This window comes from Paenibacillus sp. SJS-P3, assembly GCF_056711585.1.
Genome location: NZ_CM160043.1, coordinates 2,225,725 through 2,239,570, shown reverse-complemented (window position 1 = coordinate 2,239,570; position 13,846 = coordinate 2,225,725). Strand labels below are relative to the sequence as shown.

Genomic DNA, 13,846 nt, shown 5'->3' with positions numbered 1-13,846 from the left:
CCCGATATAATAAGTGGACGATTGTTGAAGCAAAGGGGCCAAGCAGACCACTATGTACATTGCAGACCAATGGAAAGACTACGAACTTATCGATACAGGCGACGGAGACAAGCTGGAGCGCTGGGGGGATGTCACCCTGCGCCGGCCGGATCCGCAGATCATATGGCCTTACCGGGGCGACCGCCGCAGCTGGTCGAACGCAGACGGCCATTACCACCGCAGCTCGGCGGGCGGCGGACAATGGGATTTCCGCAAGCAGCTTCCGGACAAATGGACCGTATCCTACGGAGAATTGAAGTTCAACATCAAGCCGACCAACTTCAAGCATACGGGACTGTTTCCCGAGCAGGCGGTCAACTGGAGCTGGATGATGGACAAGATCCGCGGCGCAGGGCGACCTGTACGCGTCCTCAATCTGTTCGCGTATACCGGCGGAGCCACCGTTGCAGCCGGAGCGGCCGGAGCCGACGTCTGCCATGTCGACGCAGCCAAGGGCATGGTCCAATGGGCCAAGGAGAATGCCCAGCTGTCCGGCCTCGCCGACCGGCCGATCCGCTATATTACGGATGATGTGTTCAAATTCGTGCAGCGCGAGCAGCGCCGCGGCAGCAAATACGATGCCATCATCATGGATCCTCCGTCCTATGGACGAGGTCCGGGCGGAGAAATGTGGAAGCTGGAGTCGAGCCTGTTCCCCTTCCTGGAATCCTGCATGGAAATACTGACCGACAACCCGCTCTTCCTGCTGATCAACTCCTATACGACGGGCTTGTCGCCGCAGGTGCTCCACAACCTGCTCCATATGACCGCAGGCAAGCGCTTCGGCGGCAGCATCAACTGCGGCGAGATCGGCCTGCCGATCAGCGCCTCCGGTCTCGTGCTGCCCTGCGGCATCCTTGGCCGCTGGGAGGCCTGAGAGCATGGCGGCCTCTCCGGGCATTCCCGTGCTTTACGAGGACAACCATCTGCTCGCGGTCGTGAAGCCGCCAGGCATTCCGTCTCAGGCGGACGAGAGCGGCGACGCGGATATGCTCACGCTTCTCAAGCAGGACCTGAAATTGCGGCATGACAAGCCCGGCAACGTGTTTCTCGGGCTCGTCCACCGCTTGGACCGGCCGGTAGGAGGCGTCATGCTGTTCGCCAAGACGTCCAAGGCCGCCGGGCGGCTGTCCGATTCCGTACGGACGAGGACCTTCAGCAAGACGTATGTGGCCGTTCTGAACGGCAAGCCGCCCCAGTCCAAGGGACAGCTGAAGCATTACTTGGACAAGGACTCGAAGCGCAACGTCGTCGCGGCTTACGACAAGCCTCGGGGAGAAGCCAAGGAAGCAAGGCTTTCCTATGCCGTGCTCGGCGAGGCGGAAGGCTTGACGTTGGCGGCCGTCCGCCTTCATACCGGCCGGCCTCACCAGATCCGCGTCCAAATGGCTGCCATCGGCTGTCCGCTCCTTGCCGACCTGAAATACGGAGCCCCCGTCCCGCGCGGAGACAAGTCCAAGAGCGGCCATGCGGACATCGCGCTCTGGTCGGCGGCAGCAGGCATTCCGCATCCGGTCAGCAAGGAGTGGATGATCTTCTCCTCCCGTCCGCCAAGCTCCTTTCCGTGGAACCTCTGGGAGGACAGCCTGCTCGACGGAGCCGCCCTGCATCTGGAGACGGAATTCGGAGCGGAAGCAGGGAACACAGAACCCCGATAATGGCAGAGACGACAGGAAAACAGCGGCAGCCCAAGGAGAGCAAGCGTCTCCAAGGCTGCCGCTGTTGTTCGTTTCCGGAACACTTCCGCCCTTGGCGCAGCTGGGCTTAACGCAGCTGGGCACGGGCAGCCATGCAACTTTTTTGCAAAACCTTTACGCTGCAATACCAAGCTGCTGCCGTCGAAATCATCATCCTGAAGCTAGACAGCAGAAGCCCCCCATGTGGGCCAAAAGAAAACGAACGCCGGCAATCAGCCGGCGTTCGCCACTTTTCCGAGCAAATAAACGAGAAGCTGCTGGTTATGGGATGAGATCCTGTCCAGAGCTCCGCGGATGAAGGCTTCCCTGACTTCCGTGCCGCGCGCGGCTTCCTTCTCTCCATGCTCCGTAACGGTCACCCAGACGATCCGGCGATCGGCCAGATCCCGGCCCCGCTCGATCAAGCCGCCGCGCTCCATCCGGTCGAGCAGCGTCGTGATGGCAGCCGGCGTCGTATGAAGATGCTGCAGCAGCTCGGACGGCTTCATCGGCTGATGCTTGATCAGCAGCTCAAGCGCGTTGAGCTGGCCTTCCGTCAAGTTCGGCAGCAGGCTGTCTTCCAGATGGGTTTTCCATTCCCTTGAAAGCTTCATCCACAATTTGGCGAAATCCTCCGTAATCATAACCGACAACGACTTCAACCCCAATCTGTTCAGTTGGCCAGGCTCGTCCGCAGGAAGCCCGGGCAAGATCCTGCTCCTGATTCCTATCCTAAATTATACCATCTGAAAATGTCGAAAGAAAGGTTAATCGGATTAATAATTGCAGACCTTAATCGATACCATTCCGAACCATTAGACACACTCTGACATAGACTGCAGAGAAGAAATTCGAGCGAAGGCGAAAGGGTGGTAACCGTGGAAGAGCATAAGGAATCCGTGATCCGCAAAATACGCGCATACGGAATCATCAAAGACTCGGTCTGGCTGGAGAAGCCGGATGAGCCCGTTCCGATGTGGGTTCTGCTGGATGCGCTTTTACAGGTTATCGACCGACTTGAGCCTTCCGAGGACCGGCCGTTCGACTGAGCGCAGGCAGAGAAATGGCCTGGCCGACAAGCAAAAAAGCCCGACCGGCTTGGATCAGCCGGTCGGGCTTCGCTATTCTCATCCCGTCATGCCGTTGAATCAGCCTTGTCCAAGCTCTGGACGGGCATACAGCTGCTGCACGGAGTCGCTCTTCTCGACCTGAGCGAGCTGCCGCCCGATCGATCTGCGGTCTTCGATCGGCGTCTTCTCCGTCAGGAAGCGCTGCACGGCGCCGCTCGCGAGCTGCACGTTCAGCTCGCGAGGCTGACGGCAGTACCAAGCGCCGGCAAGACGGCTGCCGTTCGGCTTGACCCGCTTGCCTTCCTTGAATTCGAAGGACTGCACGCCCTTGCCGCCTCGCCCTTGCACCGGATAGTCGGCGAGCAGGCTGCGCTTGCCGTAGCCGAGGTCGCTGATGACGAGAATCTCGCCCTCGTCTTCTCGGCTCACCTCAAGCGCCGCGGCCAGCTCGTCGCCTTCCTTGAACTGCATGCCGCGAACGCCTCCGGAGACGCGTCCCATCGGACTGACTTCTTCCGCCGGGAAGCGGATGGCCGAGCCGAGCTTGCTGACGAGCAGCAGATGGCTCTCGCCGCGGGATGGAGCGACCGCAACGATCTCGTCCCCGTCCGCGACCTTGCACGCGGCTATGGCCGTGGAACGGTTGGTCGCGTATTCTTTGAGCTCCGTGCGCTTCACCTGTCCTCTCCGGGTGAAGAAGAACAGCGATTCGCCCGGCTTCTGGATGTCCTTGACCGGAATGACCGCCACGATGCCGTCATCCTTCGGAATCGGAATGACGTTGACGATCGCGGTGCCCGCATCCTTCCATTTGAATTCCGGTATCGCATGGACAGGAAGCATGTAATAGCTTCCCTTGCGGGTGAAGACGAGCAGGCTGTCGATCGTGCTCGCCTCCAGCAGGTAGCGGATGGAATCTCCGTCCTTGACGCCGGAAGCATCGATCTCGCCTCCGGAGCGGGTGAAGCCGACCATGCCGGTGCGCTTCACATAGCCCTCGCGGCTGATCGCCACGAGCACGTCCTCCGCGCTCACGAGCACTTCCAGTCCGACCTTGAGCTCCTCCACCTCGCCGCGGAGCTCCGAGCGGCGATCGATGCCGTATTTCTCCCGGATTTCAGTCAGCTCATCCTGGATGACCTTGATCAGCTTGCGCTCGCTCTCCAGAATGGAGCGAAGATACTGGATCTTCTTGGCCAGCTCGCGCAGCTCCTTCTCCAGCGAGGTAATCTCCAGATTCGTCAGCCTGTAGAGCTGGAGAGTCAGGATCGCGTCCGCCTGGCGCTCGCTGAAGCCGAACTGCTGCATCAGGTTGTTCTGGGCGTCCGAACGGTTTTTGGAAGCTTTGATGCTGGCGATGACTTCGTCGAGGATGTTGAGCGCCTTGACGAGTCCTTCCAGCACATGGGCTCGGTCTTCCGCCTTCTCCAGCTCAAAGCGCGTCCGGAAGGTGACGACTTCCTTCTGATGTCCGATATAGGCGGACAGAATCTCCTTGATCCCCATTTGGCGCGGAGCCTTGTTGACGATCGCGACCATGTTGAAGTTGTAGGTCACCTGCAGGTCGGTCTTTTTGAGCAGATAAGCCAGAATGCCTTCGGCGTCGGCGTCTTTCTTCAGCTCGATGACGATGCGCATGCCTTCGCGGCCGCTCTCGTCCCGCACCTCGGCGATGCCGTCGACCTTCTTCTCCAGGCGGATGTTCTCCATCGCGGTCACAAGACGCGACTTGACGACCTGGTAGGGGATTTCCGTGACGACGATCTGCTTCTTGCCGCCCCGCAGCTCCTCCACTTCGGTCCGGGAGCGCAGATGGATGCGGCCCTTGCCGTTCGTATACGCCTCGCGGATGCCGTCCTCGCCCATGATGATGCCGCCTGTCGGGAAATCCGGGCCTTTCATGATGCCCATGAGGTCGGCGACCTCGAGGCTTCCGTCCAGCATGAGCGCGATGCAGGCATCGATCACCTCGCGGAGGTTATGGGGCGGAATTTCCGTCGCGAAGCCCGAGCTGATCCCGCTGACTCCGTTGACAAGAAGATTCGGGTAGCGGGCCGGAAGCACGACCGGCTCCTTGGCGGTGTTGTCGAAGTTGTCCTTGAAGAGGACGGTGCGCTTCTCGATATCGCGCAGCAGCTCCATCGCGATGTTCGACAGGCGAGCTTCCGTATAACGCATCGCCGCCGCGGGATCATCGTCGATCGAGCCCCAGTTGCCGTGGCCGTCGACGAGCGTATGCCCCATCTTCCACGGCTGCGCCATCCGCACCATGCCCTCGTAGATCGAGGAGTCGCCGTGCGGATGATAGTTGCCCATCACGTCGCCGACGGTTTTGGCGGATTTGCGGTAAGGCTTGTCCGGCGTATTGCCGGAATCGTACATGGCGTACAGGATGCGCCTCTGCACCGGCTTCAGGCCGTCCCTGACATCCGGAATGGCGCGGTCCTGGATAATATATTTGGAATAGCGACCGAATCGGTCGCCGACGACTTCCTCGAGGAAAGCCGGCAAAAACTGCTCGCTCGTGCTCATGGGTATATCCCCCTATTCCTCGTATTCCCTGAAGTCTACATTGTCGATGATCCAGCGCTTGCGCGGGTCGACCTTGTCGCCCATAAGCGTCGATACGCGCCTTTCGGCCTTGGCCGCGTCCTCGATCCGGACCTGCAGCAGCGTGCGCGAGTCCGGGTTCATCGTCGTTTCCCACAGCTGGTCGGGGTTCATCTCGCCGAGTCCCTTGTACCGCTGCAGCTCGTAGTTCTTGCCCATTTCCTTGCTGTAATTCTGCAGCTGCTCGTCGGTCCAAGCGTACCGGACCGTCTCCAGCTTGCCGGATTTGCGGCTCATCTTGTAGAGCGGGGGCTGCGCGATGTAGATCTTGCCGGCGTCGATGAGCGGCTTCATGTAGCGGTAGAAGAACGTCAGCAGCAGCACCTGGATGTGGGCGCCGTCGGTATCGGCATCCGTCATGATGATGATCTTGCTGTAATTGCACTCGGATGCATCGAACTCAGGTCCGACCCCTGCGCCGATCGCAGCGATGATCGCCTTGTACTCGTCGTTCTTGAGGATGTCGGCCAAGCGGGCCTTCTCCGGATTCATCGGCTTGCCCTTGAGCGGCAGAATCGCCTGGATCTTGGAATCTCGTCCCTGCTTGGCGGAGCCGCCGGCGGAATCGCCCTCGACGATGAACAGCTCGTTGCGCGTGGAGTCCTTGGACTGGGCCGGCGTCAGCTTGCCGCCGAGGTTGGAGCTCTCGCTGCGCTTCTTGCCGCTGCGGATCTCGTCCCTCGCCTTGCGCGCCGCCTCGCGGGCCTTCGAAGCCTGGATCGCCTTTTTCAGGAGCATCTGGCCGACCTGCGGGTTCTCTTCCAGGAATACGGCCATCTTGTCCGCGACGACCGCGTCGACGGCGCTTCTCGCGGAGGAGCTGCCGAGCTGGTCCTTCGTCTGGCCGACGAACTCGACCTCGGACATCTTGATGTTGATGACGGCCATCATGCCTTCGCGCAGGTCGCCGCCCTCGAGGTTCTTGTCCTTCTCCTTGATCATCGCCGTGCGCCGGGCATAATCGTTCAGGACGCGGGTATACGCGGTCTTGAAGCCGGTCTCGTGCGTGCCGCCGCCGCGGGTAGGGATCGAGTTCACGAAGCTGACGATCGTCTCCGTATAGCCGTCGTTGTACTGCAGCGCGACTTCGACCTCGATGTCGTCCTTCTCCGCGCTGAAATGCACCGTTTCGTGAAGCACCGACTTCTCCTCGTTCAGGAACTCAACGAACTGCTTGGCGCCGCCTTCGTAGTGGAAGACGTTCTCGCTGCCCGTGCGCTCGTCCTTGAGCACGACCTTGAGGCCGGAGTTGAGGAAGGCGATCTCCTGCAGCCGGTCGGAAAGCGTGTCGAAGCTCAGCGAGGTGTTGCCGTGAAACACGCGGGAATCCGGCTTGAACGTGACCTTCGTGCCCGTCTGGCGCGTCGTCCCCGTCACCTCGAGTCCCGTGACCGGCTCGCCGACATGCTCCTTGCCGTCCTTGTCCACCCAGTACTCGAAGCGCTGTTTATGTACCTTGCCGTCGCGGAAGATCTCCACTTCGAGCCATTCCGAAAGCGCGTTCGTAACCGAGGCTCCGACGCCGTGAAGGCCGCCGGACTTCTTGTAGCCGCCGCCGCCGAACTTGCCTCCGGCGTGGAGGATCGTGAAGACGACCTGAGGCGTAGGAATGCCCGTCTTGTGCATGCCGGTCGGAATTCCCCGGCCGTTATCGTGAACCGTCACCGATCCGTTCTTGTGCAGCGTGACGTTGATATCCGTGCAGTATTTGGCCAAATGCTCGTCGACGGCGTTGTCCACGATCTCCCAGACGAGATGATGCAGACCTGAATTCGTCGTGCTGCCGATGTACATGCCGGGGCGCTTGCGCACCGCGGTCAGCCCTTCCAGGATCTGAATGTCGTCCGCGTCATAGGAAGGGCTGCCTGTCGCCGTATTCGCCGCTTCGGTTGCGTAGAGGTCCAGTTGTTCGGCCATACGCGTCCCCCTTTTCGTTGTGAAGCCTGTGCCCGGAGCGTCCCGCCGGGCGGGAAACGATGCGCATCCGAGAATCTTAGCTATTTTAATTCAAGATGTCCTGTTTCGTAAAGATGCCGAAAGATACGGCCAAAGCCGCCGCGGACCATGCCGCGAGCACGCCTAGCGAAAAAACGAGATTCATGCCGTCGATCGGCGCCGGCACGCCTTCGAGGTAATCGGTCAGGTCGATGTTCACCGAAAATAAATATTTCGCGCTCTCCCAGGAGGAAGTCATGCCCGAGAGGATCGTGCCGGAAATGACGGCCGCCATCATCGTCACGATGCTGGCGGCGGTGCTTCTCATCAGCACGGAAACCATGAGCGACAAGACGGCGACGGTCATGCAGGACACCCAGATCAGCCCGCTCTGCATGAACAGGTACAGCCACTGCGGCACGGCATGCACGCCGCTGGCGTCGATCGTGCCGCCCTGGACGCCGAAGCCCGTGAACACCGGCATACTCCAGCCTCCGTAGCCGAATACGGCGCCCGATATCAGGTAGGAGACCGCTCCTGTCGCTACGATCGCGAGCGATACGTACAGCGTCAGCGCGACAAGCTTGCTCATGAGGATCTTCCAGCGCTTCACCGGCCGAGTCAGCAGCATCTTGATCGTGCCGCTCGAGCGCTCTCCCGATACTAGATCGGAGGCGATCGCCAAAATCATTAGAGGGAAGAAAAGCGAGACGGAGCTCGCCATGAACTGCCTGGTGAACGAGACGGCGTCCGGACTGCTTGGATTCACGTCATGATCGAGATAATACTGCAGGCGGAGAATCTCGATGCGGTCGTATTTCTTCCACTCCTCGGGCACTCTGTCGCTGGCCAGCGTATTCTGCAGATCTGTGATCTGCTGCTGGATCTGGTTGCGCCAATCCTTGAAGTGGACGGCGTTGGTCTGCGACACCCTCATCTGCGCATAAGTAAAGATCGGAATCAGCACCAGTAGAATAAGAAGGATAACATAGAACCGTTTCTTTTTCCAAATTTTCAAGGTTTCATTCTGGATCAGCGGCAGCAGGTCTCTCACGATTCAGTCTCCTCCGTCAGCGTCAGGAACATCTCTTCGAGCGTTGGCGCGACGCGCTGCACCGCATGGATGGCGATGCCCGCTCCCGCCAGACGGGCTACGAGTCCGGGCAGCACAGCCTCCGGGACGGTCGTGACGACCGCACCCTCCAGATGGGCCAGCGCGATCTCGTCCATCCGGTATTCGCCCTCCCTCAGGATACGGAGCTGCGGCTCCTGGAGCAGGAGCTTCTCCGCCTCCGCAGGCCGGTCGGTCTTCCACAGCACATAGGAGCCGGCTTGCGCCACCAGCTCGTCCACTCGTCCGACCGACAGGACGCGTCCGCCGGCGATGATCGCGACCCGGTCGCACATCAGCTGGATCTCGCTCAGCAGATGGCTGGAGATGAACAGGCTGATGCCGCTGTCCGCCAGCATCCGGATGAATTCGCGCAGCTCCTTGATGCCCTTCGGATCCAAGCCGTTCGTCGGCTCGTCGAGAATGAGCAGCTTGGGACGTCCCAGCAGCGCCTGCGCGATGCCGAGCCTTTGGCGCATGCCGAGCGAGTAGGTTTTCACTTTGTCATGGATGCGGTCGTCGAGCCGGACGATCTCCGCCACCTCGCGGATGCGGTTTTTGTCGATCCCTCTCTGCATGCGCGCAAAATGCTCCAAATTCTCCCATCCGCTCATGAACGGATACATCTCCGGATTTTCGACGATGGAGCCGACCTCGGCGAGCGCCCGCTCGGGATTCCGCTGCACGCTGTACCCTCCGATCAGCACTTCCCCTTCCGTCGGCTTGATGAGATCGACGAGCATGCGGATCGTCGTCGTCTTGCCGGAGCCGTTCGGCCCGAGAAAGCCGAAAATTTCGCCGGCCTTCACATCGAAATCCACTTGATGGATGATCCATGTTCCCCGGATCTTCTTCTTCAGTCCGCGCACGGACAGAACGGTCGCCGCTTCGGACAGGCGCTTGTCCCTTCCGTCCGGTTCCGGCTCCGACTTCTGCGGCAAGACCTCCTTTTCCTGATCAAGCTTCCTGATTTTGTACTCTATCGTCACTATGGCCGCCTCCTGCCCTGATCCTTGTCCCTATATCTTGATCCATTGCCTATTTCTGAATCATCCAGCGATACTCTTGACTCAGCTCAGCGACTGGATGATGCGGTCCGAAATTCTCACATAGCCTTCATGGTTGGGATGAAAATGGTCGGATGACAAGTAGCCGGAGCCATGCAGCTGGAACAGATCCAGCACCGGAACCAGAACTGCGTGCGGGTCCTTGCCGAGTACGGCGAATGCCTCGTCGTTCCATTTCTGTACAGGAACGATTCCTTCTTTCAATTCCGGAATGTCGTAGAATGGATTATATAGGCCGATATAAGCTATGGTCGCGTCCGGATTGATGGCACGGATCCGGCCGATCACGCTCTTGAACGATGCAATGGCGTCCGGAATGCGCGACGCGACGCTTTCCACCGAAATCTCGGCTGCATTGCCGTCCTCCGCTTTCGCCAATGCAGTCCGGAACAGGTCGTTGCCTCCGATCGTCAGCAGAATCAGGTTCGCTTGCCGAATCGGGTAGGCCATCCCTTGGTCCTTTTCCAGCATTTCGTCCAGCTCGCTGGCCGTCAGGCCGGCGACAGCCAGATTGTTGATTTGCTGAACCGGTTTTCCTGTCGCCTCGCCGAGACCTTTGAGCACCTGCTTCACATACCCTTCACCGGTGTTGTCCCCGATGCCTTTCGTCAAGGAATCCCCCAGCGCGGTCACATAAATGGTTGAAGCATCCGCGAAGGAGCCGCCCGTCTCCGCGAGGACGGGTTTTTTTGCCGGAGCCGACAGGCCGCTTCCGCTGCCGAGCATATCCTGGACGGCATAAACAAAGCCTCCGCCGAGCAGCAGCGTGGCTGCAAGCGAGCCCGTGCCAAGAATCCGCCATAACCGGCTGGAATCCATTCTCTTATCCCCCTTGACTCATTTACCGTTTTTTAATTTACGACGCTTTGTACTTAAAAATAAGGCTTTCGACAAGAATTTGCAAATAAAGCCAGCACAATGTTTTTCGGCTTTTCGCACACTGCCCGGCTTCAGGCGCCGCAATAAAAAACCGCTCCGGGACTCTCCTGAAGCAGGAGAACCGGAACGGCTATATATGCGCCGGACAACCAGCGGCGCCGGCAAATCAATCGTTGTAGGACACGGACAAAGCTTCTGCGGCGGATCTGGCGAGAGCTCTCGCTTCCTCGGCATCCGAGGCGGTGCTGAGCGCGACCGCCATGCGGCGGCCCTTTCTCGTGTCGGGCTTGCCGAATACCCGAACCTGAGTCGATGGAACCGCAAGCGCCTCCTCCAGACCTTCGATCGTGAAATCGCGGTGGTCCCGGGCCGCCTTGAGCGTATGGCTCGCTCCCGGCGACAGCAGGCGGACAGAAGGAACCGGGAAGCCGAGAATCGCCCTCACATGCAGCGCGAATTCGGACAGATCCTGCGTGGCCATCGTGACCATGCCCGTATCATGCGGCCGCGGCGACACTTCGCTGAACAGCACGCCCTGTTCCGTCAGGAACAGCTCGACTCCATACAAGCCCCAGCCGCCGAGAGCGTCCGTAATCTGTCTGGCGATATGCTCCGACTGCTCCAGCTGGGCGGCGCTCATGCCATGCGGCTGCCACGATTCGATATAATCGCCGTCCTTCTGCACATGCCCGATCGGCTCGCAGAAGACGGTGCCCGATACGGAACGGACCGTGAGCAGCGTGATTTCGGATTGGAAATGGACGAAGCCTTCCACGATGACGCGTTTCTTCTTGGCGCGTCCGCCTTCCATGGCGTAATTCCAGCAGCTGGCGATCTCCGCTTCGGAGCGGCAGACGCTCTGGCCTTTGCCCGACGAGCTCATGATCGGCTTGATGACGCAGGGCAGTCCGAGCTCCAGCACGGCGTCGCGCATCTCCTCGTAGGAATCGGCGAACCGGTAGGGCGCGGTCGGCAGGCGCAGCGTCTCGGCCGCGAGCCTGCGGATGCCCTCCCGGTCCATCGTCAGCCGGGCGGCGCGCGCCGTCGGAACGACTTTGAAGCCCTCCTGCTCCAGCTCGACCAGAGTGGAGGTGGCGATCGCTTCGATCTCCGGCACGATGAGATCGGGCTTCTCCAGCTTGATCAGATTCCGGAGCTGCTCCGGATCAAGCATATCGATGACATGGGAGCGATGGGCGACGCCCATGGCGGGAGCGTCTGCGTACCGGTCGACGGCGACCGTCTCGACTCCCAGACGCTGCGCTTCGATAATCACTTCCTTGCCGAGCTCGCCTGAACCGAGCAGAAGCATTTTGCGGGCCCGCGAAGAGAGCGGAGAACCGTAGGACATGATGATACCCCCTATATAATGGCGTTGATGGCATCTGCCTCCATGGCAATGAATACCGAGACGAATGTCATCTTATTGTGGATGCTGTCTATCGAAAAATCAAGCTTGCCTTATGGAGAACCTTATCCTGGCGAGCCTTGTGCGTCTCCGGAACGATAGCGTCGATGCCGGCGACTGCTGTGCTTCGCATGACCTTCCCCACGAATGAAGTCCTACCGGCAGGATAAAAAAAGCCGGATCCCGAAAGGGAACCGGCTTCCCGCTCCGCTTCCCGCAAGCTCAGGCGGAAAGGAATCGGTATTGGGCGTCGATGAGGCCGCGGTACACGCCCCCGTGCTGCATCAGCCGGGCATGGTCGCCCTGCTCGACGATGCGTCCGTGATCCAGCACGATGATATTGTCGCAGTGGCGGATCGTCGAGAGACGATGGGCGATGATGAAGCTCGTGCGGCCGGCGAGCAGCGTCTTGAGCGCCTCCTGGATCTTGAGCTCCGTCTCCGTGTCGATGCTGGCCGTCGCCTCGTCGAGAATGAGGATGGACGGATCGGCGAGCAGCGCCCGCGCGAAGCTGAGCAGCTGCCGCTCGCCCATCGACAGCACGCTGCCGCGCTCCTGGACCTCGGTGTCGTAGCCGTCGGGAAGGCTGGCGATGAAATCATGGGCATGCACGGCGCGCGCCGCCATCTCCACTTCCTCGTCGGTCGCGTTCAGCCGCCCGAAGCGGATGTTGTCGCGGATCGTGCCGGAGAAGATGAACGTGTCCTGAAGCACGATGCCGACCTGAGTGCGCAGGCTTTCGAGGGTGACGTCGCGGATGTCGGTGCCGTCGATCGTCACCCTGCCTTCCACCGGATCGTAGAAGCGGCAAAGCAGATTGATGATCGTGCTTTTGCCTGAGCCCGTATGGCCGACGAGGGCGATCGACTGGCCCGCGCGCGCCTCCAGCGAGATGCCTTTCAAGGCCGGGCGGCCCTTTTCATATTCAAAGACAATATTCTCGAAGCTCACATCGCCCTTGACGCCGGTCAGCATGCGGGCGCGGCCGCTTTCCTTGACGGTCGGGTCCTCGTCGATGAACTCGAAGATCCGCTCCGAGCTCGCCATCGCGACGAGCAGCTGGGAGTACATCTGGCCGAGCCGGTTGATGGGATCCCAGAAGTTGCCGACATAGTTGGCGAAGCCGACGAGCACGCCGATCGTGATCGCTCCGACCTGGATGAGATGGGAGCCGTACCAGAACAGGATCAGCGTGCCGATCGCCGAGGTGATCTCGATGACCGGACCGAACGTCTGGTTGAGCGCCGACGCGCGGTTCCAGCTGTTCAGGTTGACCGTGTTCATATTGTCGAAGAACTTGTAGTTCTCTTTCTCCTGGACATAAGCCTGCGTCACCTTCATTCCCTGAATCGCTTCGTTGAGATGGGAATTGAGGCGGGACTGCTTGATCCGGACGTCCTGCCAGGCGAAGCGGATCCGCTTGCGCAGCGCCGTCGAGACGACGAACATGAGCGGAACCGTGATCATGACGGCAAGGCCGAGCTTGAAGTTCCAGAGTAGCAGGATCGCTACGATGCCGACGAGCTGGATGCAGTCCATGAGCAGGTTGATGACTCCGCCCGTGAACAGGTCCTGCAGCGAGTTGACGTCATTGGTGACGCGCACGAGCACGGAGCCGGCCGGGCGCTTGTCGAAGAAGCGGAAGCTGAGCTTCTGGATATGCTCGAACAGCTGCTGCCTCAGATCGAAGATGACCTTCTGTCCGATGATGTTCGTATACTTGATCCGGATCGTGTTCGCGATCCATTGGATGATGTAGAGACCCAGCATGACGCCGCCGTACACGAGCAGCATGTTCTTGTTGTTTTTGCCGATGGCGTCGTCGATGGCCAGGATGATGACGGCCGGAGCCGCCAGGCGCGTGAACGTGCCGAGCAGCATCATGAACACCATCGGGATGAGCTGGCGGTAATACGGCTTCATGTAGCCGAACAGGCGCCCGATCTGCTTCCAGTTGAACGGCTTCTCGATGATGTCGTCATCCTGGTACTTGAAGCGCTGGCGCTGGGATTCCGCCGCGGCCTGCATTTGTTCGTCCAGGCTTCCCGCCT

Annotated in this window: 11 protein-coding genes; 3 read left to right on the top strand and 8 right to left on the bottom strand. The window is 60.1% G+C overall.

The annotated features are described in order from the left end of the window. The first annotated feature begins 52 nt into the window (after positions 1 to 52). Both AC06G8_RS10285 and AC06G8_RS10280 read left to right on the top strand, forming a co-directional pair. Positions 53 to 916 (top strand): class I SAM-dependent methyltransferase, encoded by an 864-nt coding sequence (locus AC06G8_RS10285; protein WP_480285212.1) that lies wholly within the window; start codon positions 53 to 55, stop codon positions 914 to 916. A gap of 4 nt (positions 917 to 920) precedes the next feature. Next, positions 921 to 1,697: an RluA family pseudouridine synthase gene (locus AC06G8_RS10280; RefSeq protein ID WP_480285211.1), complete on the top strand. Its 777-nt coding sequence runs from the start codon at positions 921 to 923 to the stop codon at positions 1,695 to 1,697. A 251-nt stretch (positions 1,698 to 1,948) separates the two neighbouring features. Here the strand turns inward: AC06G8_RS10280 and AC06G8_RS10275 are convergent, their stop codons facing one another. Next, positions 1,949 to 2,359, bottom strand: a complete 411-nt coding sequence (locus AC06G8_RS10275; protein WP_076356242.1) for a MarR family winged helix-turn-helix transcriptional regulator — start codon at positions 2,357 to 2,359, stop codon at positions 1,949 to 1,951. Positions 2,360 to 2,584: 225 nt separating this feature from the next. Here AC06G8_RS10275 and AC06G8_RS10270 point away from each other — a divergent pair, with 225 nt between their 5' ends. Beyond that, complete coding sequence (locus tag AC06G8_RS10270) at positions 2,585 to 2,764, top strand: hypothetical protein (RefSeq protein ID WP_048744240.1); 180 nt, start codon at positions 2,585 to 2,587, stop codon at positions 2,762 to 2,764. Between the two features lie 99 nt (positions 2,765 to 2,863). Here the strand turns inward: AC06G8_RS10270 and gyrA are convergent, their stop codons facing one another. The 7 genes from gyrA to AC06G8_RS10235 all read right to left on the bottom strand — a co-directional run bounded on the left by gyrA (position 2,864) and on the right by AC06G8_RS10235 (position 13,823). Further along, positions 2,864 to 5,317: a DNA gyrase subunit A gene (gene gyrA, locus AC06G8_RS10265; protein ID WP_480285210.1), complete on the bottom strand. Its 2,454-nt coding sequence runs from the start codon at positions 5,315 to 5,317 to the stop codon at positions 2,864 to 2,866. A 12-nt stretch (positions 5,318 to 5,329) separates the two neighbouring features. Beyond that, positions 5,330 to 7,312 carry a DNA topoisomerase IV subunit B gene (parE, locus tag AC06G8_RS10260; RefSeq protein ID WP_447665270.1) on the bottom strand — a complete coding sequence of 661 codons (1,983 nt, stop codon included), beginning with the start codon at positions 7,310 to 7,312 and terminating at the stop codon, positions 5,330 to 5,332. Positions 7,313 to 7,397: 85 nt separating this feature from the next. Beyond that, on the bottom strand, positions 7,398 to 8,384 hold the full coding sequence (locus tag AC06G8_RS10255) for an ABC transporter permease (protein WP_480285209.1): 987 nt from the start codon (positions 8,382 to 8,384) through the stop codon (positions 7,398 to 7,400). Further along, positions 8,381 to 9,337, bottom strand: a complete 957-nt coding sequence (locus AC06G8_RS10250) for an ABC transporter ATP-binding protein (RefSeq protein WP_480285415.1) — start codon at positions 9,335 to 9,337, stop codon at positions 8,381 to 8,383. The genes AC06G8_RS10255 and AC06G8_RS10250 overlap by 4 nt, the downstream gene beginning before the upstream one ends. Before the next feature lie 174 nt (positions 9,338 to 9,511). Continuing rightward, on the bottom strand, positions 9,512 to 10,327 hold the full coding sequence (locus AC06G8_RS10245; protein ID WP_480285208.1) for a GDSL-type esterase/lipase family protein: 816 nt from the start codon (positions 10,325 to 10,327) through the stop codon (positions 9,512 to 9,514). A 226-nt stretch (positions 10,328 to 10,553) separates the two neighbouring features. Continuing rightward, positions 10,554 to 11,738 (bottom strand): formate-dependent phosphoribosylglycinamide formyltransferase, encoded by a 1,185-nt coding sequence (gene purT / locus AC06G8_RS10240; protein ID WP_447665272.1) that lies wholly within the window; start codon positions 11,736 to 11,738, stop codon positions 10,554 to 10,556. A gap of 279 nt (positions 11,739 to 12,017) precedes the next feature. Beyond that, positions 12,018 to 13,823 carry an ABC transporter ATP-binding protein gene (locus AC06G8_RS10235; protein ID WP_447665279.1) on the bottom strand — a complete coding sequence of 602 codons (1,806 nt, stop codon included), beginning with the start codon at positions 13,821 to 13,823 and terminating at the stop codon, positions 12,018 to 12,020. Positions 13,824 to 13,846: the final 23 nt, after the last annotated feature.